General features: G+C 65.8%; 24 protein-coding genes. 9 read left to right on the top strand and 15 right to left on the bottom strand.

Going from position 1 to position 26,444, the window contains the following annotated elements; all coding sequences use genetic code 11:
- Positions 1-303: 303 nt before the first annotated feature.
- The 6 genes from gcl to SBP02_RS09135 all read left to right on the top strand — a co-directional run bounded on the left by gcl (position 304) and on the right by SBP02_RS09135 (position 7,838).
- On the top strand, positions 304-2,079 hold the full coding sequence (gene gcl / locus SBP02_RS09160) for a glyoxylate carboligase (RefSeq protein WP_318646075.1): 1,776 nt from the start codon (positions 304-306) through the stop codon (positions 2,077-2,079).
- 60 nt (positions 2,080-2,139) lie between these two features.
- Positions 2,140-2,922, top strand: coding sequence for a hydroxypyruvate isomerase (gene hyi / locus SBP02_RS09155; protein ID WP_318646074.1), 783 nt, complete (start codon positions 2,140-2,142; stop codon positions 2,920-2,922).
- Positions 2,923-2,938: 16 nt separating this feature from the next.
- Complete coding sequence (locus SBP02_RS09150) at positions 2,939-3,829, top strand: 2-hydroxy-3-oxopropionate reductase (protein WP_318646073.1); 891 nt, start codon at positions 2,939-2,941, stop codon at positions 3,827-3,829.
- Between the two features lie 172 nt (positions 3,830-4,001).
- The gene (locus SBP02_RS09145; protein ID WP_318646072.1) at positions 4,002-5,276 is read left to right on the top strand and encodes a glycerate kinase type-2 family protein; all 1,275 of its coding nucleotides are present in this window, start codon (positions 4,002-4,004) and stop codon (positions 5,274-5,276) included.
- Positions 5,273-6,688 (top strand): pyruvate kinase, encoded by a 1,416-nt coding sequence (gene pyk, locus SBP02_RS09140; RefSeq protein ID WP_318646071.1) that lies wholly within the window; start codon positions 5,273-5,275, stop codon positions 6,686-6,688. The genes SBP02_RS09145 and pyk overlap by 4 nt, the downstream gene beginning before the upstream one ends.
- A gap of 238 nt (positions 6,689-6,926) precedes the next feature.
- Positions 6,927-7,838 carry an urea transporter gene (locus SBP02_RS09135; RefSeq protein ID WP_318646070.1) on the top strand — a complete coding sequence of 304 codons (912 nt, stop codon included), beginning with the start codon at positions 6,927-6,929 and terminating at the stop codon, positions 7,836-7,838.
- A 41-nt stretch (positions 7,839-7,879) separates the two neighbouring features.
- Here the strand turns inward: SBP02_RS09135 and SBP02_RS09130 are convergent, their stop codons facing one another.
- From SBP02_RS09130 to SBP02_RS09105, 6 genes are all read right to left on the bottom strand, one after another.
- Positions 7,880-8,632 carry a proteasome-type protease gene (locus SBP02_RS09130; protein WP_318646069.1) on the bottom strand — a complete coding sequence of 251 codons (753 nt, stop codon included), beginning with the start codon at positions 8,630-8,632 and terminating at the stop codon, positions 7,880-7,882.
- Between the two features lie 63 nt (positions 8,633-8,695).
- Positions 8,696-9,487: a transglutaminase family protein gene (locus tag SBP02_RS09125; protein WP_318646068.1), complete on the bottom strand. Its 792-nt coding sequence runs from the start codon at positions 9,485-9,487 to the stop codon at positions 8,696-8,698.
- Complete coding sequence (locus SBP02_RS09120) at positions 9,484-10,434, bottom strand: alpha-E domain-containing protein (protein ID WP_318646067.1); 951 nt, start codon at positions 10,432-10,434, stop codon at positions 9,484-9,486. The genes SBP02_RS09125 and SBP02_RS09120 overlap by 4 nt, the downstream gene beginning before the upstream one ends.
- 2 nt (positions 10,435-10,436) lie before the next feature.
- Positions 10,437-11,846: a circularly permuted type 2 ATP-grasp protein gene (locus SBP02_RS09115; RefSeq protein WP_318646066.1), complete on the bottom strand. Its 1,410-nt coding sequence runs from the start codon at positions 11,844-11,846 to the stop codon at positions 10,437-10,439.
- 292 nt (positions 11,847-12,138) lie between these two features.
- The gene (locus tag SBP02_RS09110) at positions 12,139-12,354 is read right to left on the bottom strand and encodes a hypothetical protein (protein ID WP_318646065.1); all 216 of its coding nucleotides are present in this window, start codon (positions 12,352-12,354) and stop codon (positions 12,139-12,141) included.
- Positions 12,354-12,809 (bottom strand): alanine:cation symporter family protein, encoded by a 456-nt coding sequence (locus SBP02_RS09105; RefSeq protein ID WP_318646064.1) that lies wholly within the window; start codon positions 12,807-12,809, stop codon positions 12,354-12,356. Before SBP02_RS09105 ends, SBP02_RS09110 begins: the two co-directional genes overlap by 1 nt.
- Positions 12,810-13,551: 742 nt before the next feature.
- On the opposite strand from SBP02_RS09105, the gene SBP02_RS09100 reads away from it, so the two are divergent.
- Both SBP02_RS09100 and SBP02_RS09095 read left to right on the top strand, forming a co-directional pair.
- Entirely contained in the window at positions 13,552-13,914 is a 363-nt protein-coding gene (locus tag SBP02_RS09100; protein WP_318646063.1) for a cupin domain-containing protein, read from the top strand.
- A 219-nt stretch (positions 13,915-14,133) separates the two neighbouring features.
- Positions 14,134-14,961, top strand: a complete 828-nt coding sequence (locus SBP02_RS09095; protein ID WP_318646062.1) for an ion transporter — start codon at positions 14,134-14,136, stop codon at positions 14,959-14,961.
- Between the two features lie 57 nt (positions 14,962-15,018).
- Here the strand turns inward: SBP02_RS09095 and argR are convergent, their stop codons facing one another.
- The 9 genes from argR to SBP02_RS09050 form a co-directional block, all read right to left on the bottom strand.
- Positions 15,019-15,999, bottom strand: a complete 981-nt coding sequence (gene argR, locus SBP02_RS09090; RefSeq protein WP_318646061.1) for a transcriptional regulator ArgR — start codon at positions 15,997-15,999, stop codon at positions 15,019-15,021.
- 59 nt (positions 16,000-16,058) lie between these two features.
- The gene (locus tag SBP02_RS09085; RefSeq protein WP_318646060.1) at positions 16,059-16,823 is read right to left on the bottom strand and encodes an ABC transporter ATP-binding protein; all 765 of its coding nucleotides are present in this window, start codon (positions 16,821-16,823) and stop codon (positions 16,059-16,061) included.
- 18 nt (positions 16,824-16,841) lie between these two features.
- Positions 16,842-17,954, bottom strand: a complete 1,113-nt coding sequence (locus tag SBP02_RS09080) for a succinylglutamate desuccinylase/aspartoacylase family protein (protein ID WP_318646059.1) — start codon at positions 17,952-17,954, stop codon at positions 16,842-16,844.
- Between the two features lie 10 nt (positions 17,955-17,964).
- Positions 17,965-18,663 carry an ABC transporter permease gene (locus SBP02_RS09075; RefSeq protein ID WP_318646058.1) on the bottom strand — a complete coding sequence of 233 codons (699 nt, stop codon included), beginning with the start codon at positions 18,661-18,663 and terminating at the stop codon, positions 17,965-17,967.
- A 16-nt stretch (positions 18,664-18,679) separates the two neighbouring features.
- Complete coding sequence (locus tag SBP02_RS09070; RefSeq protein WP_318646057.1) at positions 18,680-19,369, bottom strand: ABC transporter permease; 690 nt, start codon at positions 19,367-19,369, stop codon at positions 18,680-18,682.
- Between the two features lie 103 nt (positions 19,370-19,472).
- Positions 19,473-20,252, bottom strand: coding sequence for an ABC transporter substrate-binding protein (locus SBP02_RS09065; RefSeq protein ID WP_318646056.1), 780 nt, complete (start codon positions 20,250-20,252; stop codon positions 19,473-19,475).
- A 506-nt stretch (positions 20,253-20,758) separates the two neighbouring features.
- Positions 20,759-22,714: an acetate--CoA ligase gene (gene acs / locus SBP02_RS09060; RefSeq protein WP_318646055.1), complete on the bottom strand. Its 1,956-nt coding sequence runs from the start codon at positions 22,712-22,714 to the stop codon at positions 20,759-20,761.
- Between the two features lie 341 nt (positions 22,715-23,055).
- Positions 23,056-23,640 carry a hypothetical protein gene (locus SBP02_RS09055; RefSeq protein WP_318646054.1) on the bottom strand — a complete coding sequence of 195 codons (585 nt, stop codon included), beginning with the start codon at positions 23,638-23,640 and terminating at the stop codon, positions 23,056-23,058.
- A gap of 105 nt (positions 23,641-23,745) precedes the next feature.
- Entirely contained in the window at positions 23,746-25,299 is a 1,554-nt protein-coding gene (locus SBP02_RS09050) for a sigma-54-dependent transcriptional regulator (RefSeq protein ID WP_318646053.1), read from the bottom strand.
- 256 nt (positions 25,300-25,555) lie between these two features.
- Between SBP02_RS09050 and phhA the strand changes: the two genes are divergently transcribed.
- Positions 25,556-26,341 (top strand): phenylalanine 4-monooxygenase, encoded by a 786-nt coding sequence (gene phhA / locus SBP02_RS09045; protein ID WP_318646052.1) that lies wholly within the window; start codon positions 25,556-25,558, stop codon positions 26,339-26,341.
- Positions 26,342-26,444 lie beyond the last annotated feature (103 nt).

Genomic DNA, 26,444 nt, shown 5'->3' with positions numbered 1-26,444 from the left:
ACGCCCGCCGCAATCCCCGCCTGCGTGGCGGAAGAAGACACGCGAGCAATCCAAAGCTCACCCCAACTATCCCACCAGAAACAAAAAAAACAATATCAGGGCACATTTAAAATATTTTTTGTATACATAGCTTCTCTCTGCCGACCCCTTCTCCTGCGCCGTTCCGCTCAAACAGGCGTTTCAAAAGATTTTCCACCACAGCCTCGGCGCGCCAGAAAAATTGTTGACCCATGAGTCAGTAGCTGCATAGAATCCGAGCCAGGCAACTTGTATACAATCTGAAAACAAAAGAGGCACAAGACAATGGCCAGAATGAGAGCAATCGAGGCCGCCGTACTGGTGATGCGCCGCGAAGGCGTTGACACTGCGTTCGGCATCCCCGGCGCCGCCATCAACCCCCTGTACGCCGCACTGAAGAAAGTCGGCGGCATCGACCATGTCCTGGCTCGCCACGTCGAAGGCGCCTCGCACATGGCCGAGGGCTACACCCGCACCAATGCCGGCAATATCGGCGTGTGCATCGGCACCTCGGGTCCGGCCGGCACCGACATGGTCACCGGCCTGTACTCGGCCAGCGCCGACTCCATCCCGATCCTGTGCATCACCGGCCAGGCGCCGCGTGCGCGCATGCACAAGGAGGACTTCCAGGCCGTCGACATCACCAGCATCGTCGAGCCGGTGACCAAGTGGGCCACCACCGTGATGGAGCCGGGCCAGGTCCCGCGCGCCTTCCAGAAGGCCTTCTACGAGATGCGCAGCGGTCGTCCGGGCCCGGTGCTGATCGACCTGCCGTTCGATGTGCAGATGGCCGAGATCGAGTTCGACATCGACGCCTACGAACCCTTGCCGCTGGCCAAGCCGGCCGCCAACCGGGTGCAGGCGGAAAAGGCCATCGCCTTGCTCAACGAGGCCGAGCGCCCACTGCTGGTCGCCGGCGGCGGTATCTTCAACGCCGACGCCGCCGACAAGCTGGTGGAGTTCGCCGAGCTGACCGGCGTGCCGGTGGTGCCGACCCTGATGGGCTGGGGCGCGATCCCCGACGATCACAAACTGATGGTCGGCATGGTCGGCCTGCAGACCAGCCACCGCTACGGCAACGCCACCCTGCTGGCCTCCGACCTGGTGTTCGGCATCGGCAACCGCTGGGCCAACCGTCATACCGGCTCGGTGGACGTCTACACCGAAGGCCGCAAGTTCATCCACGTCGACATCGAACCGACCCAGATCGGCCGCGTGTTCAACCCGGATCTGGGCATCGTTTCCGACGCCGGCAGCGCGCTGGACGCCTTCCTCGAAGTGGCCCGCGAGTGGCAGGCCGCCGGCAAGCTGAAGGACCGCAGCGCCTGGGTAGAGGCCTGCCGTGAGCGCAAGCGCACGCTGCAGCGCAAGACCCACTTCGACAACGTGCCGGCCAAGCCGCAGCGCGTCTACGAGGAGATGAACGAGGCCTTCGGCAAGGACACCTGCTACGTCAGCACCATCGGACTGTCGCAGATCGCCGGCGCGCAGTTCCTGCACGTCTACAAGCCGCGCCACTGGATCAACTGCGGCCAGGCCGGCCCGCTGGGCTGGACCATTCCGGCGGCCCTGGGCGTGGTCAAGGCCGACCCGCAGCGCCAGGTTGTGGCGTTGTCCGGCGACTACGACTTCCAGTTCATGATCGAGGAACTGGCCGTCGGCGCGCAGTTCAACCTGCCGTACATCCACGTGCTGGTGAACAACTCCTACCTGGGCCTGATCCGCCAGGCGCAACGCGGCTTCGACATCGACTACTGCGTGCAGCTGGCGTTCGAGAACATCAACGCGCCGGAGATCAACGGTTACGGCGTCGATCACGTCGCCGTGGTCGAGGGCCTGGGCTGCAAGGCGATCCGCGTGTTCGACCCGAACGAACTGCAGAACGCCTTCGCCGAAGCCAAGCGCCTGATGGCCGAACACCGCGTGCCGGTGGTGGTCGAGGTGATCCTGGAGCGCGTCACCAACATCTCCATGGGCACCGAGATCAACGCCATCAACGAGTTCGAGGAACTGGCCGAGCGCGGCGCCGACGCCCCGACCGCCATCTCGCTGCTGGATTGATGCAACCCTAGGGTGGATGTGCTGTGCGGCATCCACCCTACGCACCCGAGGAGTGCTTTTATGCCCCGTTTTGCCGCCAACCTGTCCATGCTGTTCACCGAGGTGGACTTCCTGGAGCGTTTCGCCGCCGCCGCCGAAGCCGGCTTCAGCGGCGTGGAATACCTCTTCCCCTACGATTTCCCGGTCGAGCAGATCAAGGCCCGCCTGGACGCCAACCAGCTGACCCAGGTGCTGTTCAACCTGCCCGCAGGCGACTGGGCCAAGGGCGAGCGCGGTATCGCCTGCCACCCGGACCGGGTCGAGGAGTTCCGTGCCGGCGTCGATAAGGCCATCGCCTACGCCCAGGTCCTGGGCAACAGCCAGATCAACTGCCTGGCCGGCATCCGCCCCCAGGGCGTCGACTGCGCCACGGTGGAGAAGACCTTCGTCGACAACCTCAAGTATGCCGCCGACAAGCTCGAGGCCGCCGGCATCAAGCTGGTCATGGAAGCCATCAACACCCGCGACATCCCCGGCTTCTACCTGAACAACACCCAGCAGGCGCTGGCCATTCGCGACAAGGTCGGCAGCAGCAACCTGTACCTGCAGTACGACATCTACCACATGCAGATCATGGAGGGTGACCTGGCCCGCACCGTCGAGGCCAACCTGGCGGCGATCAACCATGTGCAGTTGGCCGACAACCCGGGCCGCAACGAGCCGGGCACCGGCGAGATCAACTACCGCTTCCTCTTCGAGCACCTGGACCGCATCGGCTACCAGGGCTGGATCGGCTGTGAGTACAAGCCCGCCACCACCACCGCTGCCGGCCTTGGCTGGATGAAAGCGCACAACGCCATCTAATCAGAGGAGATCTCTCATGGCTAAAATCGGATTTATCGGCACCGGCATCATGGGCAAGCCCATGGCGCAGAACCTGCAGAACGCCGGCCACACCCTGTTCTTCTCCGAGCACTTCGACAAGGCCCCGGCCGACCTGCTGGGCGACAACGGCATCGCCCTGGCCAACCCGCGCGAAGTCGCCCAGGAAGCCGAGTTCATCATCGTCATGGTGCCGGACACCCCCCAGGTCGAAGACGTGCTGTTCCGCGCTGACGGCGTGGCCGAGGGCGTCGGCGCCGGCAAGGTGGTGATCGACATGAGCTCGATCTCCCCCACCGCCACCAAGACCTTCGCCGAGAAGATCAAGGCCACCGGCGCCGCCTACCTGGACGCCCCGGTGTCCGGCGGTGAAGTCGGCGCCAAGGCGGCCACCCTGTCGATCATGGTCGGTGGCTGCCCGAATGCCTTCGAGCGCGCCCTGCCGCTGTTCCAGGCCATGGGCAAGAACATCACCCGCGTCGGCGGCAACGGCGACGGCCAGACCGCCAAGGTGGCCAACCAGATCATCGTCGCCCTGAACATCCAGGCGGTGGCCGAGGCCCTGCTGTTCGCCGCCAAGAACGGCGCCGATCCGGCCAAGGTGCGCGAGGCGCTGATGGGCGGCTTCGCCGGCTCGAAGATCCTCGAGGTGCACGGCGAGCGCATGATCAAGGGCACCTTCGATCCGGGCTTCCGCATCAGCCTGCACCAGAAGGACCTCAACCTGGCGCTGGCCGGCGCCAAGGAGCTGAGCCTGAACCTGCCCAACACCGCCAACGCCCAGCAGGTGTTCAGCACCTGTGCGGCCATCGGCGGCAGCAACTGGGATCACTCGGCGCTGATCAAGGGCCTGGAGCACATGGCCAATTTCAACATCCGCGGCGAGTGAGGCCACAGGTCGCGGGAGGGGGTCAGCCCTCCCGCGGCAACCCTTTCGATCTGCCTGGCTGGCGGTGTCACGGCCTGCCAGCCGGGTGGGTCGATTCTAGTGCGCAGCGCCTGCAGGGCGGACGCCGCGCAGTAGAATCGACGTTGTTCCAGCGATAACAAGAGAGCCTGCCATGTCCATCGATCCGCAAAGCCTGCTGCGCGAGCTGTTCAGCGCCGCCATCGACGCCGCCCACCCGCGCCAGGTGCTGGCCGACCACCTGCCCGCCGACCGTAGCGGTCGGGTCATCGTCATAGGCGCCGGCAAGGCCGCCGCCGCCATGGCCGAGGTGATCGAGCGCGAATGGCAGGGCGAGGTCTCCGGCCTGGTGGTGACCCGCTACGAGCACGGCGCCGACTGCAAGAAGATCGAGGTGGTGGAAGCCGCCCATCCGGTACCGGACGATGCCGGCGAGCGGGTCGCGCGGCGGGTGCTGGAGCTGGTCAGCAACCTGCAGGAGTCCGACTGGGTGATTTTCCTGCTGTCCGGCGGCGGTTCCTCGCTGCTGGCCCTGCCGGCCGAGGGCATCACACTCAAAGACAAACAGGCGATCAACAAGGCCCTGCTCAAGTCCGGCGCCTCCATCGGCGAGATGAACTGCGTGCGCAAGCACCTCTCGGCGATCAAGGGCGGCCGCCTGGCCAAGGCCTGCTGGCCGGCCAGCGTCTATACCTACGCGATTTCCGACGTGCCGGGCGACGAGGCCACGGTGATCGCCTCCGGCCCCACGGTGGCCGACCCGACCACCTCGGCCGAGGCCCTGGCGATACTGGCGCGCTACCAGATCGAGATTCCGGCCAACGTGCGCACCTGGCTGCAGGACCCGCGCTCGGAGACGGTCAAGCCCGGCGACCCGGTGCTCTCGCGCAGCCACTTCCAGCTGATCGCCACCCCCCAGCAGTCCCTGGAGGCCGCCGCCGAGAAGGCCCGCGCCGCCGGCTTCACCCCGCTGATCCTCGGCGATCTGGAGGGCGAGTCGCGCGAGGTGGCCAAGGTGCATGCCGGCATCGCCCGCCAGGTGCGCCTGCACGGCCAGCCGCTCGAGGCGCCCTGCGTGATCCTCTCCGGCGGCGAGACCACCGTCACCGTGCGCGGCAACGGCCGCGGCGGGCGCAACGCCGAGTTCCTGCTGAGTCTCACCGAGAGTCTCAAGGGCCTGCCCGGGGTCTACGCCCTGGCCGGCGACACCGACGGCATCGACGGCTCCGAGGACAACGCCGGCGCCCTGATGACCCCGGACGCCTACGCCCGCGCCGCGCGCCTGGGCCTGAACGCCCGCGACGAGCTGGACAACAACGACGGCTATGGCTACTTCGCCGCCCTGGACGCCCTGATCGTCAGCGGCCCGACCCGTACCAACGTCAACGATTTCCGCGCCATTCTGATCCTCGAGGAACCCGCCCAATGAACGCCGACAAGAAAGTTAAGATCCTCGCCACCCTCGGGCCGGCCGTCGAAGGCATCGAACAGATCCGCCAGCTGGTGGAGGCCGGGGTCAATCTGTTTCGCCTCAACTTCAGCCACGGCGAGCACGCCGACCACGCCCAGCGTTACAACTGGGTACGCGAAGTGGAACGCCAGCTGGGCACGCCCATCGGCATCCTCATGGACCTGCAGGGACCCAAGCTGCGGGTCGGCCGCTTCGCCGAAGGCAAGGTCGAGCTGCAGCGCGGCCAGGCCCTGCGCCTGGATCTGGACAGTACCCCGGGCGACGCCCGGCGGGTCAACCTGCCGCACCCGGAAATCATCGAGGCCCTGCAGCCGGGGATGAACCTGCTGCTGGACGACGGCCGTCTGCGCCTGCAGGTGACCGCCAAGGAACACGACGCGGTGATCACCGAGGTGATCGCCGGCGGCGAGCTGTCCGACCGCAAGGGGGTCAACGTGCCCGAGGCGGTGCTGCAACTGAGCCCGCTGACCGAGAAGGATCGCCGCGACCTGACCTTCGGCCTGGAACTGGGCGTGGACTGGGTGGCCCTGTCCTTCGTCCAGCGCCCCGAGGACATCCTCGAGGCCCGCGCGCTGATCCAGGGCAAGGCCGCCCTCATGGCCAAGATCGAGAAGCCCTCGGCGGTGCAGAAGATCGCCGAAATCGCCCAGCTGTGCGACGCCATCATGGTCGCCCGCGGCGACCTGGGCGTGGAGGTGCCGGCGGAGAACGTACCGCGCATCCAGAAGGACATCATCCGCATCTGCCGCCAGCTCGGCCGACCGGTGGTGGTGGCCACCCAGATGCTCGAATCCATGCGTTTCTCCCCCGCGCCGACCCGTGCCGAGGTCACCGACGTGGCCAACGCCGTGGCCGAGGGGGCCGATGCGGTGATGCTGTCGGCCGAGACCGCCTCCGGCGACTACCCGCTGGAGGCCGTGCAGATGATGAGCAAGATCATCCGCCAGGTGGAGGGCGGCCCGGACTTCCAGAGCCAGCTGGACGTCGGCAGGCCCCAGGCCGAGGCCACAGCCTCGGACGCCATCAGCTGCGCTATTCGCCGTATCAGCGCCATCCTGCCGGTGGCCGCGCTGGTCAACTACACCGAATCCGGGGCCAGCAGCCTGCGCGCCTCGCGCGAGCGACCGAAGGCGCCGATCTTGAGCCTGACGCCGAACCTCGACACCGCGCGCCGCCTGAGCGTGGCCTGGGGCATCTACTCGGTGGTCAACGAGCGCCTGCATCAGGTCGAAGCCGTCACCAGCACCGCCGTGGAGATCGCCCAGGCCCAGGGCATGGCGCAACGCGGCGACACCCTGGTGATCACCGCCGGCGAGCCCTTCGGTCAGCCAGGCAGCACCAACAGCCTGCGCATAGAGACCCTGCACTGACCGACCGCTGACCCTGGCCCGCAACATTGCGGGCCGCAGCCTCCATGCTCCCACGCTGGCATTGCCAGATTACAGGCGTCCCCTGCTGCGGCAGCGGGCGCCTCTTTTTATTCAGTTTCGTTAGGCGCAGGGCGCGGATATTCTGCCTGCCACGGCTGTACGTTGCGCCGTAGCCCACCCTACGATTGGACCGATGGGCGCTCTCACCGGCGCCTGTTTTCATTCACGCCGAGCCTCTATGTCGCCCCTGCCCACCCACGTCCTGCGCGGCTTGCGCGCATTGCTCAACGGCTTCAGCCAAATATTCCTGCAGAGCCATCCCGGCTGCGGCCTGCTGGTGCTGCTGGCGCTCGCCCTCGGCGCACCGAACCTGCTCGGCGGCGCCCTGCTCGGTGGCCTGAGCGGCATGCTGGTGGCCCGCTGGCGCGACTGTCCGCGCGCCGATATCGAGATCGGCCTGTACGGCTACAACGGCATCCTCCTCGGCCTGCTGGCCAGCCTGCAGTTCGCCTGGTCGCCGCTGCTGGCGCTGTTGATCACCCTCGGCGGCGGGCTGTCCAGCCTGCTGCTGGCGCCCTGGATGACGCGGATGCGCCGGCGCGGCTGGCTACCGGCCTTCACCCTGCCCTTCGTCCTGCTCGGTTGGGGGCTGCTGGCCCTGGCCGCACCTCTGCCGCTACCGCTACGGGACGAGGTCGCGGCCGGCGCGCCCACCCTGGACGGGTTCGGTACCATGCTGGCGGTGCTGCGCGGCCTGGGCCAGGTGATCTTCCTCGATAACCCCCTGTCCGGCCTGTGCCTGCTGCTCGGCCTGTTGCTGGCCGACCGTCGCGCCGCCCTCTGGGCCCTGCTCGGCGCAGCCGCTGGCCTGGGCCTGGCCGCGCTGCTGGGCTGGTCGCAGGCCGACGCCCTGAACGGGCTGTTCGGCTACAACGCCGTGCTGGCGGCGATCGCCCTGAGCCAGGTACAGCGCCGACCCTGGGTGCTACTGCTGGGCAGCGTCCTGGCCACGCTGCTGCAGGCGGGCCTCGCAACCCTCGGCCTGCCGGTGCTGACCCTGCCCTTCATCCTCGCCTGCTGGCTGGTCCAGGCCGGCCGCGAATGCTGGCGCCAGGCGGTAGCGGTCAACACGCCACGGGAGAGGCCTTGAATGCACCGGCATGCCGCGCAACCGCCTATGGCACGCCGGGGTCATAGCCACTCTGTCGCGGGCCCACCGGAGTATACCGTCGGCACTTGCGGCAGTTGGTCGAACAGGGCCTTCAGGCCTGTGGCCCACTGGCGACGAATGCTGGCGAAGTACGGATCGTCCTCGCTCACCCGATAACCGCTGGGAATCTCCAGGCTGTCGCGCCGATAGACCAGCAGGTCCAGCGGCATGCTGACCGACAGGTTGCTGCGAATGGTCGAATCGAAGGACAGCAGGGCACAACGCAGGGCTTCCTCCAGCCCGCTGCCATACGCCAGGTTGCGCACCAGGATCGAACGGCCGTACTTGCTCTCGCCCAGTTGCAAGAACGGCGTATCTTCCGTGGCCTGGATGAAGTTGCCCTGCGGATAGATGCTGTAGAGCTCCGTCGGGCCGTCGGCGATCTGCCCGCCGACCAGGAAGGAGCACGTCAGATCGGTGTCTGCGGCCAGCGGCGCAGCGTCGCGCGCTACCACCTCGCGCAGGGTCTCGGCCACCAGGGCGGTGGCGTCGTAGAGGGTGGCGACCTGATGCAGATTGGCGCGCTCGCCACCGAGGCGCTGCTGCAACAGCTTGATCACCGATTGCGAAGTGGCCAGGTTGCCTGCCGTCTGCAGGACGATCAGACGTTCACCCGGCACGCCGAAGGTGAACAGCTTGCGGAAAGTGGAAATCTTGTCGATGCCGGCATTGGTGCGCGAATCGGACACGAACACCAGCCCATCGGCCAGGTGCATCGCAACGCAGTAAGTCATGAAATCGATTCCATCGTCATAGTTTCCCGCGTACGCAGACGCGGGGCTCTGTTGTCTGCGGCCTCAGGTGCTGGTCTGAAACTGGCTGACCACAACCCGCGCATGCATCTGCTCGCCACCGCCGCCGCGGCGCATGCCGCGCACCGGACTGGCATCGAGGTAATCCAGGCCGACCGCCAGCTTGAGGTGGCGCTCCGGCCTGGCCAGGCAGTTGGTCACGTCGAAGCTGTACCAGGCGCCGTCCAGCCAGGCCTCGGCCCAGGCGTGGCTGGCCAGGTGGCTTTCGTCCTCGGTGCACAGATAGCCGGACACATAGCGCGCCGGAATGCCCAGGCTGCGCGCACAGGCGAGAAAGGCGTGGGTATGGTCCTGGCACACCCCTTCACGTCCGGCGAAGGCCTCGGCTGCAGTGCTGTCCACCTGCGTCGAGCCCGGCTTGTAGCGAATATGCTGGTTGAGCGCTTCCATCAGACCGATCAGGCCGCGGCGGTCGCGCCGGCTGGCACAGTGCCGTTGGGCGAAGTCGCTTAGCGCCTCGTCCGCCTGGGTCAGGCGGCTCACCCGCAGGAACGGCAGGGCCGACCGGCTTTCGTGCTCGGCCTCGCTTCTCTCGTCGATCTCGACCTCGCCGCGGGCGCCGATAGCGATCGACTCGTGCGGCTCGTCGAGGGTCAGCACATGCAGGATGTTGCCATAGGGGTCGAGCTGCGCGCGCACCGGGCGCGGCAGCTCGAGTTGCCAGTCGAGCACGCGCTGACGCTTGCTGTCGTGAGGGGTCAGGCGCAGGTACTGGATGCTCGCACGCACCTGGTCGTCGTAGCGGTAGGTGGTGTCGTGACGAATGGAAAGTTTCATATCACCTCCAGGTAGGAACCGTGGATGGTCCGGGCCAACTGACGCACCTGCCCGATGAAATCGCTGAGCCAGGCATGCAGGCCTTCGTCGAGCACTTCCTCGATGCTGGTGTAACGCAGCCGCGCCTCCAGTTCGGCGGCCAGGCGCTGCGCCGGGCGACCGTTGTCGCCAGGCAGGCTGGCGAGGATGTGGTTGAGCTCTTCCACGCAGGCGCGCAGCGAGCGCGGCACGTCGGGGCGCAGCAGCAGCAGCTCGGACACCTTGCCGGCGGCGGGCGAGCCGCGGTAGACCCCGGCGTAGGCCTCGAATGAGGACAGCGCGCGGAGCAAGGCGCTCCATTGGTAGTAGCCGCGCGCCGACCGGTCGCTGACTTCTTCCGATTCCTCGCCAAACATCTCGTAACGCGCATCGAGCAGACGCAGCGTGTTGTCGCCCCGTTCGATGAAGGTGCCGAGGCGGATGAAGCTGTAGGCCTCGTTGCGCATGATGGTGCCGGAGGTGGCGCCGCGGAACAGGTGCGAGCGCTCCTTGACCCACTCGCAGAAGCGGCTGATGCCGTAGCGCCCCAGGCCCTGCTCGGCGATGCCGCGCATCTCCAGCCAGGTGGCGTTGATGTTCTCCCACATGTCCGCGGTGATCCGCCCGCGCACCGCATGGGCATTGCTGCGCGCGGCCTGCAGGCAGCAGTAGATGCTCGCCGGGTTGTCCTCATCGAGGGCGAAGAACTGCAGCATGCGCTCGGCGTTCAGCTCGCCATGGCGCTGTTGATAGACCTCCAGGGTGCCGGTGCTGAGCAAGGCCATGGCCAGTTCGTCATTGCCATCGGTGCGTCCGGCTTGTGGCATCAGCGACAGCGAATAGCAGACGTCGAGCATGCGAGCCAGGTTCTCGGCACGCTCCAGGTAGCGCGACATCCAGTACAGATCGGAAGCGGTTCTACTCAACATGATCAGTCCTCCACTACCCAGGTGTCCTTGGTCCCGCCGCCCTGCGACGAGTTGACCACCAGCGAGCCTTCGCGCAGCGCCACGCGGGTCAGGCCGCCGGGCACCAGGCGAGTCTCGCGGCCAGACAGGACGAACGGACGCAGGTCGATATGCCGCGGCGCGATGCCGTTCTCGACGAAGGTGGGGCAGGTCGACAGCGACAGGGTCGGCTGGGCGATATAGGCCTCCGGCTTGGCCATCAGACGCTCGCGGAACTTCTCGATTTCCGCCTTGCTCGCCGCCGGTCCGACCAGCATGCCGTAGCCGCCGGAGCCCTGGGCTTCCTTGACCACCAGTTGCGACAGGTTGGCCAGCACATGGGACAGCTCCTCGGGCTTGCGGCACTGCCAGGTCGGCACGTTCTTGAGGATGGCCTCCTCGTCCAGATAGAAGCGGATCATCTCGCCCACATAGGGGTAGATCGACTTGTCGTCCGCCACCCCCGTGCCTATGGCATTGGCCAGCACCACGTTGCCCGAACGGTAGGTCGACAACAGCCCGGGGACGCCGAGCATGGAGTCCGGGTTGAAGGCCAGGGGGTCGAGGAAGGCATCGTCGATCCGCCGGTAGACCACGTCCACCTGCTTGGCCCCGGCGGTGGTGCGCATGTACAACTTGTCGTCACGCACCAGCAGGTCGGCGCCTTCGACCAATTCCACGCCCATCTCGCGGGCCAGGAAGGCGTGCTCGAAGTAGGCGCTGTTGAAGCGCCCGGGAGTCAGCACCACCACGGTGGGGTTGTCCAGTGCGCTGGCGCTCTTCAAGGTGTCGAGCAACAGATTGGGGTAGTGGTTGATCGGCGCCACCCGCTGGGCGGCAAACAGCTCGGGGAACAGGCGCATCATCATCTTGCGGTCCTCGAGCATATAACTGACGCCGCTCGGCGTGCGCAGGTTGTCCTCCAGCACGTAGTAGCTGCCGTCGCCATCGCGCACCAGGTCGACCCCGGCGATATGGGCGTAGAGGTTGCGGTGCAGGTCGAGCCCCTGCATCGCCAGCTGATAAGCCTCATTGGCCAGCACCTGCTCGGCCGGGATGACGCCGGCCTTGAGGATGCGCTGGTCATGGTAGAGGTCGGTGAGGAACATGTTCAGCGCCTGCACCCGCTGGATGCAGCCGCGCTCGACCATGCGCCACTCGCTGGCCGGGATGCTGCGCGGAATGATGTCGAAGGGAATCAGGCGCTCGGTGCCCTGGTCATCGCCATAGAGGGTGAAGGTGATGCCCGCACGGTGGAACAGCAGGTCCGCTTCGCGCCGCCGCTGCGCCAGCAGGTCCTGCGGCGTGTCCGCTAGCCAGCGCTCGAACTCCCGGTAGTGCGGGCGGCATTCGCCGCACGCCTGGTACATCTCGTCATAGAAGGAACGGGACATTATTGACTCCTTGTTATCATCCCCCACACGGGCCAGGCCGCCCGGCCCATGTCACATGGACAATGTGCGTATCGGATTAAGGGTTTGGCTGTTTCGGTACAGAGAAGCGGGAGGTGGTTTTTTCGACGTGTCCGGATGACGCCCAACGGGCTGGCGCAGAAACTATCGGCGCCCGAGGAGCAGTCGACACTTCAGGGCTGGGGCACTCCATGTGACGCTAAACAAGCATTGCAAAAACCGCGAGTGAAGCCATGACGCCGGCAACGCTGCGGGTCGTTGTCCTAACCTTTTGCTATCCCAGGACGTATGCCGCCACCCCGCCTTCCTCCCCCGGCAGCGATCGCGGCTGTTCGCCCCTTATTTTCTGATCGTTTTTCCCGGCGAGTTCCGAATAGTCCGCCGAGTCGAAGGCCGGTACGCCCTCACCGCTCTGCGAGAAGTAGTCGCGGGTCAGCTTGGCCAGCAGGCCGGAGAGCAGGCAGCTCGCGGCCATGCCGACGGTCGCCATCAGCCCCCTCGCAGCAGCGGCGGTATCGAAGACTGTGCCATGCTCGCATAAGCCCCCCACACCACAGCCAGCAAGGTCGCGACCGCGGCGATGTTCGGCGCCGAGCCTATGCTGGCCTCGTTGGAGAGCAACCCACGCTTGATACCAATGAGCATGGCGCCGGCAACGCCGCCGACGGCCGCTCCCAGGCCGAAGACACTCTTGAGCACCATGGGCACCTCGACCAGGCTGCCGATGCCCACGCGCGAGGCCAGGCTGGTGTACAGCGCCTGGATCGGCGTGATGCGATTCTTATCGGTTGCCGGGGCGCGCAACACGGGGCGGAAGAATGCGGGGAAATGGCGAAATTGCAGAGACCCGATGCCGACGGTGAAGAGAATGCCCACCGCCAGGTGTCCGTAGATCAGGACATGGCGCCGGAACAAGGTATTGAGAGCATCGATCACGGTTGCCATGGCGTTCCTTCCTATATCGGGCGAGAGGCATGTGCAGGCATACCACGCCCGAGGTTTGAAAACCGTTGCGACTGAGCGACTTCCTTCGGGGCCTCCCCCTGAGGCTGGCCGGCAGAGGCAGTCACAGGTACTGGAGCAATGCCCGTGCCCGCCTGTAGTTACTCCCGAGCGAAAACGGACAAAAGGTCTCAGCAAGTAAATGCAACCTCCCATCGGACTACTTGTTATGCCATTGCGACAGCCTCCGACGACTTGCTCCATGGCTGCCGCGGCGGCGCCTAGGGTGCCGCCGCCCCCTCTCGAGCGACAGCGGCACGAAATGAAGCAGGCGGCCTGCCTCCGCCCGTAACAGGCGCCCCATAGCGGTGCGCAAAAGGTGACAACAGGCAAAAAGAGGGACAGATTTGCATGGCACTAACTTAGCCCTCCTTGAAGGGGTCTACCCCGTTAGCACGGACACTTTCGATCAAGCTCACAGCGTGCTGAAGGAGTGTTTATCTCCCAGAGCAAGCAATGCCGCCCCGAGTTCATCCGTGACTCTTGGATGGGTTAGCCGCACGCCCAGAATTCCAGAAGCGGCCAGGCTGAACGACCTACTGAGTTGTCGTGTCTGACGGACGGCAACGCGGCGCATCCCAGTGCTGCGGAGGTCGCGGATACGCATGGCCGGCGCGGCCCGCCCTGCTATGGTAGGCCCTTTCTCCGGGTCCGAGCGACCCGCCCTCTACCCAGCGAGAACGACATGCTGCACAGCATCAAGCAAGGCATCACCCTGGAAGAACTGGAACTCTCCGGCACCCTCGAAGACATCGGCGTCGAAATGATCGAAGGCGACAACAGCATGTTCGCCCTGACCACCTTCGCCACCGAAGACGAGTCGGTCAGCGCCGGCTACTTCGGCGTACGCCGCAGCCGTTTCCGCCTGCCCTATAGCTTCCATGAGCAGGCCGTGGTGACCCTCGGCGAGGTGAAGATCACCAACGAACAGACCGGCGAAACCGCCCACTACAAGGCGGGCGACTCCTTCTTCGTCGCCAGCGGCACCAACACCCTGTGGGAAGTCGTCAGCGACAGCTTCACCAAGCACTACCTGGCGGTCGACTGACAACGGCGCGCTTAGGCCCTGCCGGTGAGCCGGGCGTAAGCGCGGGCGACACAGCCCGCACCGCTCGCGCAACGTGCCGTTGCAGCGCGAGCGGTGCGCAAGCAGCCCTCTGGCGACAGCACAGAGCGCACGACATTCGAGCATCGCCTGGGAAGAACCCTTGCCACCTCCGGCCCATCCTGCCTAGGCTTCGCCCTCTCGCAAGCAGGGGAGTTCGCCATGGATAACTGGCGCCAACGTCTTTACGCCATCATCTTCCACACCGACACACCGGCCGGACAGCGCTTCGACAACTGGCTGCTGCTGGTCATCCTGGCCAGCCTGGTGGTGGTGATGCTCGACAGCGTCGACGCCTACCACCAGCAGTACGCCGGCCTGTTCGACGGCCTGGAGTGGGCCTTCACCCTGATGTTCGCCATCGAGTACGGCTTGCGCCTGTACTGCTCGCCCAAACCGCTGCGCTATGCCTTCAGCTTCTTCGGCCTGGTCGACCTGCTGGCCGTGATGCCGGCGATTCTGGCGCTGATCTTCGCCGACGCCCAGTACCTGATGATCGTGCGGGTCGTGCGCATGATCCGCATCTTCCGCGTGCTCAAGCTGCGCCAGTACCTGAGCCAGGCCAACTTCCTGCTCACCGCCCTGCGCGGCAGCCGGCAGAAGGTCACGGTGTTCCTGGTCAGCGTGTCCACCCTGGTCACGGTGTTCGGCGCACTGATGTACGTGATCGAGGGTCCGGTCAATGGCTTCACCAGCATTCCCACCAGCATCTACTGGGCGGTGGTGACCCTGACCACCGTGGGCTACGGCGACATCACCCCGCAGACCCCGGCCGGGCAGATGCTCTCCACCCTGGTGATGATCACCGGCTACTCGATCATCGCCGTGCCCACCGGCATCTTCACCGCCGAACTGGCCAGCGCCATCCGCGGCGGCGAACACCTCAAGCATGCCTGCCCGAATTGTCAGAAGGCCGAGCACGAGCAGACGGCGGCCTTCTGCAACCGCTGCGGCCAGGCGCTGTACCCGCAGCAGCCCCCGCGGGACTGACGAGTGCCGCAATGAAAAAAGCCCGCATCGCAGCGGGCTTTTTTCATTTGCCTCGACTCACTCGCGCTCGACCGGCGCCGAGCTCAGCTCGAAGGGGCTGTTGCTGCGCCGCTGGTTGCGGTCCTCGCGCGGGGTGGCGCCGAAGAAGTTGCGGTAGGCGCTGGAGAAGTGCGGGCCCGAGGAGAAGCCGCAGGACAGGCCGATCTGGATGATCGACTTGCTGGTCTGCATCAGCAACTGGCGCGCCTTGTTCAGGCGCAACTCCAGGTAATACTGGCTGGGTACGCGGGTCAGGTACTGCTTGAAGATGCGCTCCAGCTGACGACGCGACACGCACACATGCTGGGCGATCTCGTCGGTGGTCAGCGGCTCCTCGATGTTCGCCTCCATCAGCAGCACCGCCTGGGTCAGCTTGGGATGGCTGGAGCCCAGGCGATTCTGCAGCGGGATGCGCTGACGTTCGCTACCCTCACGGATGCGCTCGACCACCAGCTCCTCGGACACCGCGCCGGCCAGTTCGGCGCCGTGATCGCGGGCCAGCAGGGCCAGCAGCAGGTCGAGCACGGCCAGGCCGCCACAGGCGGAGAGACGGTCGCGGTCCCAGTCGAACAGGTGGCTGGTGGCGATCACCTTGGGGAAGCGCTCGCTGAAATCGTCCTGCCAACGCCAGTGCACCGCGGCGCGGTAGCCGTCGAGCAGGCCCAGCTGGGCCAGGGGATAGACCCCGGCTGAGACGCCGCCGACGATGCCGCCGGCGCGCACCCACTGCTTGAGCGCAGCCGACAGCGCCGGGGCCATCGCCGCAGGCGGCTCGTCAGCCAGCAGGAACAGCTTGTGCACGCCCTCCAGCCCGCCCTGCCAGGGTTCGCCCGGCAGGCGCCAGGCTCCATCCTCGGGCGCTTCGGCCTGGAGGAAGGAGAGTTCGTAAGCCACTTCGGGGTGGACGCGTTGGGCGACACGCAGGGCTTCCTCGGCCAATGCCAAGGTCAGGGGCTTGGTATTGGGCCACAGCAGGAAGCCGATTCGATGGGCAGTCATGGGGGGCAGTTTAGGCTCTATTGGCTTAGGGGGGCATGCCGCCACGCCCGCTCTCGTGCTTATTTCAGACTACCGGACAGGAACTGCTGAAGCCGCTCGGACTGCGGGTTGACCAGCACCTCCTTCGGACAGCCCCGCTCTTCTACCACGCCCTTGTGGAGGAACACCAGCTGGTTGGACACCTCGCGGGCGAAGCCCATCTCGTGGGTCACCACCACCATGGTACGGCCTTCGGTGGCCAGGTCCTGCATGACCTTGAGCACCTCGCCGACCAGCTCCGGGTCGAGCGCCGAGGTCGGCTCGTCGAACAGCATCACCTCCGGCTCCATGGCCAGGGCCCGGGCGATCGCCACACGCTGCTGCTCGCCGCCGGACATGTGCCCCGGGTAGGCATCCTTGCGGTGCGCCACGCCGACCTTGTTCAGGTAATGCTCGGCCTTCTCCTGGGCCTCCTTCTTGGCCATCCCGAGCACATGCACCGGGGCCTCCATGACGTTCTCCAGCACGTTCATGTGCGACCACAGGTTGAAGTGCTGGAACACCATGGCCAGGCGCGAGCGCATGCGCTGCAGCTGCTTGGGGTCGGCGGCCTTGAGTCCGCCGTCCTTGTTGGCCACCAGCTTGAGCTCCTCGCCGTTGAGCAGGATCTTGCCGCCGTAGGGCTGCTCCAGCAGGTTGATGCAACGCAGGAAGGTACTCTTGCCCGAGCCGCTGGAGCCGATGATGCTGATCACGTCGCCGGCCTTGGCTGCCAGGGACACGCCCTTGAGCACTTCGTGGCTGCCATAGCGCTTGTGCAGATCCTGAACTTCGAGTTTGTACATGGTTTCCACTCTCTTGAATCAGTCGCTCAACAGGCGACCCAGGCGAATAGGGGTAGAACCGGCCACCTTGGCCAGCCACAGACCGGGTTGGGCGAAGCGCATCCGTTCACGCGCATAGAGCACCCCGCTGGCGGTCGCACAGACGATGCTGCGGCGATCGTCCAGCGGGTCGATCACCTCGAACAGCGGATCGCCGGCCGCGACTCTGGCGCCCAGCGGCTGCAGGAAACTCACCACCCCGGCATGGGGCGCATAGGCGTATTCGGCCCCCTCGAACGGCGTGGCCTCGCAGCTGGCCTCCGGCGCGGCCGGCCAATCGCCGGCGACCAGCCCCTGTTCGGCGAGAAAGGCCAGGATGGCCTCGGCGCTGGCCTGCGCCCGGTCCGCCTCGGTGTCGGCCATGCCGCCCAACTCGACCGTGGTCGCCAGGCAGGCCAGCGGAATATTCGCCGCGGGGAAGCGCCGCGCCAGCTGCAACCAGGGTGTGGCGCAGGCTTCGTCGAAGGAGCTGCCGCCGGCGTCCTCCGTGGTCAGCACCGCGCCCGCCTGCAGCCGCGCGGCCAACGATCGCAGTTCATCCCAATGCTGCGGCAGGCTGTACAGGTGCACCACGGCCTCGAAGTCGCAATGCAGGTCGAGCACCACATCGGCGTCGCAGGCATGCCCCAGCAGCAGGCGCTGCAGCCCCTCCAGCTCGGAACGGGCCGGCGCCAGCGCCTCCAGCGCCGCCTGCATGGCGGCGCGGATCAGCCGCACGTTGGCGGCGCCGTCCGCCCCCAGGCTGCCGTCCAGGGCCGGGGCGATGGCGCTGGCCAGGTCGAAGAAGTCCCGGTTGAAGTTCTTGCCGCTGGCGAACTCGAAGCGTCCCTGGACGGTGGCCTGGAACAACTGCGCCAGGCCGATGGGGTTGGCTAGCGGCGCCAGCTCGACCACTCCGCTCAAGCGACCCAGCGCCTCCAGCTCGCGCAGGCGGCGCTTGAGCTCGACGGCGACACGCATGCCCGGCAGTTCATCGGCGTGCAATGACGCCTGGATATAGGCCTTGCGTGGGCCGTTGCCGAAGCGAAAAACGCTCAGCCGCCGCTCGGAGCCAGGACACCCCCAGGGCAGGACGTGGTCGATCCGTTGCATGCTCGCCCCCTCAGGCCTTGCGCGGCGCCATATAGCCCAGCCAGCGGCGCTCGGCCGCCTTGAACAGGCGCACGAGGATGAAGGTCAGGCACAGGTAGAGCAAACCGGCGGTGATGAAGGCCTCGAACGGCAAGTAGTGCTGCGAGCTGACGGTGCGCGCCGCGCCGGTGATGTCGATCAGGGTGACGATCGACGCCAGGCTGGTGGTGTGCAGCATCATGATCACTTCGTTGCTGTACTGCGGCAAGGCGCGGCGCAGGGCCGAGGGTAGCAGGATGCGGCGGTACAACTTGGCCCGCGACATGCCCATGGCCTTGGCCGCCTCGATCTCGCCATGGGGCGTGGCGCGCAGGCTGCCGGCGAGGATCTCGGCGCTGTAGGCGCTGGTGTTGATGGCGAAGGCCAGGCAGGCGCAGAAGGTCGCGTCCGACAGGTAGGGCCAGAGCGCGCCCTCGCGCACCGCCTCGAACTGGGCCAGGCCGTAGTAGATCAGGAACAGCTGCACCAGCATCGGCGTGCCGCGGATCACGTAGGTGTAGAGCCAGGCCGGGAAGTTCACCAGCGGCGACTTGGAAACGCGCATCAGCGCCAGGGGAACCGCCATGGCCAGGCCCAGCGCCAGGGAGATCAACAGCAGCTTGATGGTGACCAGCACACCACTGAAGTACAGCGGCAGGCTGGCCCAGATGACGTTGTAATCGAAAATCATGCGTTCGCTCCCATGCTCACAGGTCGGCGGCTTTTACGCCGACCGAGTAGCGCTTTTCCAGGTAACGCAGGGCCAGCAGCGACACGCTGGTCAGCACCAGATACAGGGCCGCGACCGCCAGGTAGAAGGTGAAGGGCTCACGCGTGGCATCGGCGGCGCTCTTGGCCTTGAACATCATGTCCTGCAGGCCGACCACCGAGATCAGCGCGGTGGCCTTGGTCAACACCAGCCAGTTGTTGGTGAAGCCGGGAATGGCGAAGCGGATCATCTGCGGTACCAGGATGCGGAAGAACACCTTGATCCCGCTCATGCCGTAGGCTGCACCCGCCTCGGCCTGGCCCTTGGGGATGGCCATGAAGGCGCCGCGGAAGGTCTCCGACAGGTAAGCGCCGAAGATGAAGCCCATGGTGAACACACCGGCGATGAAGGGGTTGATGTCGATGTATTCGTCATAACCGAGCATCGGCGCCACCCGGTTCACCAGGTCCTGGCCACCGTAGAAGATCAGCAGGATCAGTACCAGGTCGGGAATGCCGCGAATCACCGTGGCGTAGGCCTCACCCAGCAGCGCCAGCCATTTGATCGGCGACAGGCGGAAGGCCGCCCCGAGCAGGCCCAGGAAAATGGCGACCGCCACCGAGGACAGGGCCAACAGCAGGGTGAGCCAGGCACCTTCGAGAATGGTCGAGCCGTAACCGTTCAGCATGCTCCAGTTACCTCATGCGGGCGCCGCGAGGCGCCGGAAGCACAACGAAAAAGTGGCGCAAGTCCGCGTTGCATCGGGTTGCGCCACTTTCGGTGGGAAGCGATTACTCGCCGTAGACGTCGAAGTCGAAATACTTATCCTGCACTTCCTTGTACTTGCCGTTGGCGCGGATCGCCGCGATGGCCGCGGTGATCTTGTCGGCCAGGGCCTTGTCGCCCTTGCGCACGGCGATGCCCTGCCCTTCGCCGAAATACTTCATATCGGTGAAGTCAGGCCCAGCAAAGGCGAAGCCCTTGCCGGCGTCGGTCTTGAGGAAGCCGTCGTCGATGTTCACCGAGTCGGCCAGGGTGGCGTCCAGGCGGCCGGCGGTCAGGTCCAGGAAGATCTCGTTCTGCGAACTGTAGCGCACCACTTCGATGCCGGCCGGGGCGAAGTTGTCGGTGGCATAGCGGTCGTAGATCGAAGAGCGCTGCACGCCGACCTTCTTGCCCTTGAGGTCGACCAGCGGGTCGTTGAGCTGAGTACCGGCCTTCATCGCCAGCTTGGCCGGAGTGGAGTAGTACTTGCCGGTAAAATCAACCGACTTCTTGCGATCTTCGGTGATGGACATGGAGGACAGCACCGCGTCGAACTTGCGCACCTTCAGTGCCGGGATCAGGCCGTCGAACTCCTGCTCGATCCACTTGCACTCGACCTTCATCTCTTCGCACAGGGCCTGGCCGATGTCGTAGTCGAAGCCGGTGATGTTGCCTTCCGGGGTCTTGTAGGCGAACGGCGGGTAGGCCGCCTCGATGCCGATGCGCAGGGGCTTGGCGTCATCAGCCATGGCCAGCGGGGACAGCACGGAGAGCGCCAGTGCGCCGAGAAGTGCGATCTTCTTCATCTTGTGACTCCTTCGAATGGGAATGGCTTCGCGTGGCGGTGCCGGGGAGTGTGCGCAGGCAGTCAGCCATGCACGAATTGCAGGGATCGTCGCCGTCCTTGCCGCGTAACCCGCGGACGACAAGGAGCCCGGCTCGGTGATCGGCATTCTAGCGAGAGCCCGGAAGTCGAAATTTCCTCAATGCGACAAGTATTTACAAAAGGCCAGAAAGGGCACGCCGGGCGCATTGACAGCCCCCGACAAACATGCAAAGGCGAAGGAAAGGTAAACCGAATAATACTGCAATAAGCGCGCCCAATCCTGAAGAAGCCCGAGATACAAGGCCTGGAGCACATCGGCAAGTTTCAGGCCCGGCGTTCGACGCGCCGATAGCGCACAACTACGTTTCCATAGACCCCATCGATAGCACGAGGCGTTACCGGCCCTCCCGCATCCATCCGAGCCTCCAAAAGCACGACGCCCCGCCGCGGCTTGTGGCCGGGCGGGGCGTCGTCGACAGGTGCCGGTCAGGCGGCCTGCATGCCACGGTGAGTGTCGATGAGGTGTTGCACCACGCCAGGATCGGCCAGCGTGGAGATGTCGCCGAGCGCATCGTATTCGGCGACGGCGATCTTGCGCAGGATACGGCGCATGATCTTGCCCGAGCGGGTCTTCGGCAGGCCCGGCGCCCACTGGATCACGTCGGGCGTTGCGATCGGACCGATTTCCTTGCGCACCCAGTTCTTCAGCTCCAAGCGCAGCTGCTCGGAAGGCTCCTCGTCGCTGTTCAGGGTGACGTAGACGTAGATGCCCTGCCCCTTGATGTCGTGCGGCACGCCGACCACCGCCGCCTCGGCAACCTTAGGATGGGCGACCATGGCGCTTTCCACTTCCGCGGTGCCCATGCGGTGGCCGGATACGTTGAGTACGTCGTCCACCCGGCCGGTGATCCAGTAGTAGCCGTCCTCGTCGCGCCGGGCGCCGTCGCCGGTGAAGTACATGCCCCGGAAGGTCTTGAAATAGGTGTCGACGAAACGGTCGTGATCGCCGTACAGGGTGCGCGCCTGGCCCGGCCAGGAGTCGATGATCACCAGGTTGCCCTCGGTGGCGCCTTCCAGCAGGTTGCCCATGTTGTCCACCAAGGCCGGCTGCACGCCGAAGAACGGCCGCGCCGCCGATCCCGGCTTGAGGCCGTGAGCGCCGGGCAAGGGACTCATCAGGGTGGCGCCGGTCTCGGTCTGCCACCAGGTGTCGACGATCGGGCAGCGGCTCTGGCCGACCGCCTCGTAATACCACTGCCAGGCTTCCGGGTTGATCGGCTCGCCGACCGAGCCGAGCAGGCGCAGGCTGGAGCCGTCGAAACCCTCCACCGCCGCCGTGCCCTGGGCCATCATGGCGCGAATCGCGGTCGGCGCCGTGTAGAGGATATTGACCTGGTGCTTGTCGACTATCTTGGCGACGCGGGTGATGTCCGGGTAGTTCGGCACGCCCTCGAACAGCACGATGGTGGCGCCGTTGGCCAGCGGCCCGTAGACGTTGTAACTGTGGCCGGTGACCCAGCCGATGTCGGCGGTGCACCAGAACACCTCGCCCGGGCGGTAGTCGAAGACCCGCTCATGGGTCAGCGCGGCATACAGCAGATAACCGCCGGTGGTGTGTTGCACGCCCTTGGGCTTGCCGGTGGAGCCGGAGGTATAGAGGATGAACAGCGGCTCCTCGGCCCCCATCTCCTTCGGCGCGCACTGGATGCCGGCGACCTGCATCAGGTCGTCGAACCAGATGTCGCGATGCGGGTGCCACTTGATCTGGCCGCCGGTGCGCTTGCAGACGATGATCTTCTGCACGCTGGCGGTTTCCGGGTTGGTCAGCGCCTCGTCGACGTTCTCCTTGAGCGGGATGCTCCTACCGCCGCGCAGGCCCTCGTCGGCGGTGATCACCACCTTGGACTTGCAGTCGATGATCCGCCCGGCCAGGGCCTCGGGGGAGAAGCCACCGAACACCACCGAATGAATGGCGCCGATACGCGCACAGGCCAGCATGGCCACCACCGCTTCCGGGATCATCGGCATGTAGATGGTCACCACGTCGCCACGATGCACGTCCTGCCCGCGCAGGGCGTTGGCCAGCTTGCACACCTGCTCGTGCAGCTCGCGGTAGGTGATGCGCTTGCTCTCGGACGGGTCGTCGCCCTCCCAGATGATCGCGACGGCCTCGCCGCGCTCCTCCAGGTGACGATCCAGGCAGTTGTAGGCCACGTTGAGGGTGCCGTCGGCGAACCACTTGATATCGACGTGATGGTCGTCGAAGGAGGTCTGCTTGACCTGGGTGAAGGGCTTGATCCAGTCCAGACGCTGGGCCTGCTCGCGCCAGAAACCCTCGGGATTGATCACCGACTGCTGGTACATGGCTTTGTAGGTGGCCTCATCGGTCAACGACCGGGCCGCCACCTCGGGGCGCACGGGATACAGGGACGCAGCACTCATCAGCAATACCTCAGTGGTTAGTTGTTGTTCTGCAATGCGTCATTTTGTAGCCACACCCCCCTCCCTGGGCCATTCGACCATGGTATTACCGCTCTACAACAAGGGTCTCACCCCCGCACAAGGAGCGGACCTGCGCCCCGGCCAGCCGTCGAACCCCGCTCGTCCGGGGCGCCGACATATCCCTATCGAGGCCCGAATAACAGGCAAAAAAAGGCGACCCACCTGGGGTCGCCTACCCAATCACTCCCAAAGGAATGGAAAATGCCTGTCTCCAAATCACGCAGGATCCGGACGGGCCCAGTTTCCGCCACCCGTACCCGCCCCCGCCATTGCACCAAGGTCTAACAGGACTCGGCCGCCCCGCCGCCGGTCTCGCCGCTACCCGCAATGCCCGCACTGCTCACCACCCAGCAGGCCACCAGGCTGGCCAGTAGCCAGAGCGCGGCGAATATCCCCATCACCTCCAGGTAGGCCATGCCCTGATTCCAGGGCCGCGCCACCCCGAGAAACGCGGCGAACAGCCAGGCGCTCATGGACAGCGCGCCGAGCAGGCCCAGGCGAATCCGCGCCGAGGCAGGCAAGGCAACGAAGGGCGCCTGGTGCAACAGGGGAAAACCGAGGCGGTGCAGCAGTACACCGTTGCAGGTCAGCAGCACGACCACGCTGCCCTTGGCCCAGAGTTTCTGATTGAGCAGATAGTCGAGCCCGGCCGTCAGATAGCCCTGCGCCACCAACGCCGCCCCGGTGACCCACAGGGCCAGCAGTGCCAGACTGACCACCTGCTGCACCTCCGCCAACTGGGCGCGCTTACCCTCGTCCAGTCCTGCCTTGCGCCAGCGCCAGAGCTTGTGGTCGGTCTGCAACAGGGTACCGAGGGCGACACAGGTGGCCAGCAGGTGGCTGTAGATGAGGAACGTCTTGAGCATGGGAACGACCTTCTTGTTGTCAGGCCAGGCGTTCCCTGCGGCGCAAAATTGAAGCTAAATGTTACAACCTCTCATTTGCACCAACAACCCGAATGCGAAATGTTCTTACTCTTTGCCGACACCGTGCTGGCGCAGCTTGTTGGCGATGGTGGTGTGCGACACCCCCAGACGCTTGCCCAGCTGGCGGCTGCTCGGATGCTCGGCATACAGACGCTCCAGCACGGCCTTCTCGAAACGGCCGAGGATGGCGTCCAGGCCGCCCTCCAGGGAGAAGTCGCCGAGCGGCTGCGGCGCGCCATAGTCCGGCAGGCGGATATGCTCGACCTTGACCGTGCCGCCCTCGCACAGCGACACGGCCTGGAACAGCACGTTCTCCAACTGGCGCACGTTGCCCGGCCAGTGGTAGTGGGCGAGCTTGTCCAGCACCTGGGGCGCCAGCCCCGGCAAGGGGCAGCCGATCTGCCGACTGGCCTGGTCGAGAAAGTGCTCGACCAACGGCGCCAGGCCATCCAGACACTCGCGTAGCGGCGGAATATGCAGGCTGAGCACGTTGAGGCGGTGATAGAGGTCCTGACGGAACTCGCCCTTGGCGCACAGCTCGGACAGATCGACCTGGGTGGCGCAGACCACCCGCACGTCCAGGTACACCTCCTCGTCGCTGCCGACCCGGCGGAAGCAGCCGTCCTGCAGGAAGCGCAGCAGCTTGGCCTGCAGGCGCGGGCTCATCTCGCCGACGCCGTCGAGAAACAGGGTGCCGCCGGCGGTCAGCTCCAGCAGGCCGAGCTTGCCCTCCGGCCGCGCCCCCTCGAAGGCCCCCGGGCCGTAACCGAACAACTCGGTCTCGGCCATGGACTCCGGCAGCCCGGCGCAGTTGAGCGCCATGAACGGCGACTGTCCCCGCGGGCTGGCCAGGTGGCAGGCGCGGGCCAGCAGCTCCTTGCCGGTGCCGGTCTCGCCCTCGATCAGCAGCGGTGCGTCCAGCGGCGCCATGCGCCGCGCCTCACGCACCACCGCGGCCATCACCTTGGAGCTCTGGAAGATGCTGTCGAAGCCGCGCAGCTCCTGCTTGCGCACGTGGTAGATACGCTCGCCCACCCGGTCGGCGCGGTGCAGGGTCAGTACCGCGCCGGCCAGCGCATCGCTCTCGTCGTGCTCGGTCTGCAGCGGGGCGATGTCGGCGAGGAACACGTCGCCTTTGACCTTGACCCGCAGGCCGTTGATCCGCGACTTGTTGGCACGCACCAGCTCGGGCAGGTCGAAGTCCTCGGCGTAGCGCGACAGCGGGATGCCCGGCACCTCGTCCACCCGCACGCCGAGCAGCTGCGCCGCGGCGCGGTTGGCGGCGACTATGCTGCCGCCCATGTCGATCGACAGCACCGGAAAATCCAGGGCGCCGAGCAAGGCGTTGAGCTCCAGGTGGCGCCGTTCGCTGGGCATCAGGCCGACGCGCTTGACGCCGAACACCCCGGAAATCGCCTCGAACTTGGCGCGCAGCGACTGGAACTGCAGGTTGATCAGGTTCGGGCAGTGCAGGTAGATGGCATTGCCCTGCTCGCCGCCGACCTCGCCGCGGGCGACGTTGATGCCGTACTCGACCAGCAGGTTGAGGATGTCGCGCAGGATACCGATACGGTTCTGGCAGTGGACTTTGATACGCATGACGGGCCCCGATGGCGGCGTTGGAGGCGGCTGAGGCCCCTGGAATCGAGCAATCCGCCGTAATTTCCGTCAAGAATATGTTACGGACATGGCCGCCAGCAAGAAGGCGCGTCGCCACCCCGCCGCCTTCGTAATCTATTCTTTACGGAAAGCGCGCCTTGCCACCGCCCGCCTTTTCCCGGGAGCGGCTGCGCAATCGCACATCCTGGGATATCCATAGTCCAACACAACAACAAGGCCCCCTCAGGAGGCAGCGATGAAATCCACGCAGTACGTGGCCCGCAAACCGGACGAAAGCGGCTTCATCCACTACGGCGACGCCGAGCATCAGGTGTGGAACACCCTAATCACCCGGCAGCTCAAGGTAGTCGAGGGACGCGCCTGCCAGGAGTACCTGGACGGCATCGACCAGCTCGGCCTGCCGCTCGATCGCATCCCCCAGCTCGACGAGATCAACAAGGTGCTGCAGGCCGCCACCGGCTGGCGGGTCGCCCGGGTTCCGGCGCTGATTCCCTTCCAGACCTTCTTCGAGCTGCTGGCCAGCCAGCAATTCCCGGTGGCCACCTTTATCCGCACGCCGGAAGAGCTGGACTACCTGCAGGAGCCGGACATCTTCCACGAGATCTTCGGCCACTGTCCGCTGCTGACCAACCCCTGGTTCGCCGAATTCACCCACACCTACGGCAAGCTCGGCCTCAAGGCCAGCAAGGAAGAGCGGGTGTACCTGGCGCGGCTGTACTGGATGACCATCGAGTTCGGTCTGGTCGACACCAGCCAGGGTCGCAAGATCTACGGCGGCGGCATCCTCTCCTCGCCGAAGGAAACCGTCTACTGCCTGTCCGATGCGCCCGAGCACCAGGCCTTCGACCCGCTGGAGGCGATGCGCACCCCCTATCGCATCGACATCCTGCAGCCGCTGTACTTCGTCCTGCCGGAGCTCAAGCGCCTGTTCGAGCTGGCCCACGAGGACATCATGGCCCTGGTCCACCGGGCCATGCAGTTGGGCCTGCACGCCCCGAAGTTCCCGCCCAAAGCCGCGTAGGGTGGATAAAGCCGCCTGCGGCGTTATCCACCATCACCCTGTCCCGGTGGACAAGGCCGAGGGCCGTTGTCCACCCTACGAACACCCCCATCTTCAGGAGAAC

The sequence above is a fragment of the Pseudomonas benzenivorans genome, assembly GCF_033547155.1.
Lineage (GTDB): Bacteria > Pseudomonadota > Gammaproteobacteria > Pseudomonadales > Pseudomonadaceae > Aquipseudomonas > Aquipseudomonas benzenivorans_B.
Note: the sequence above shows the minus strand (reverse complement) of the source record. Positions and strands in the feature narration are given on the sequence as shown.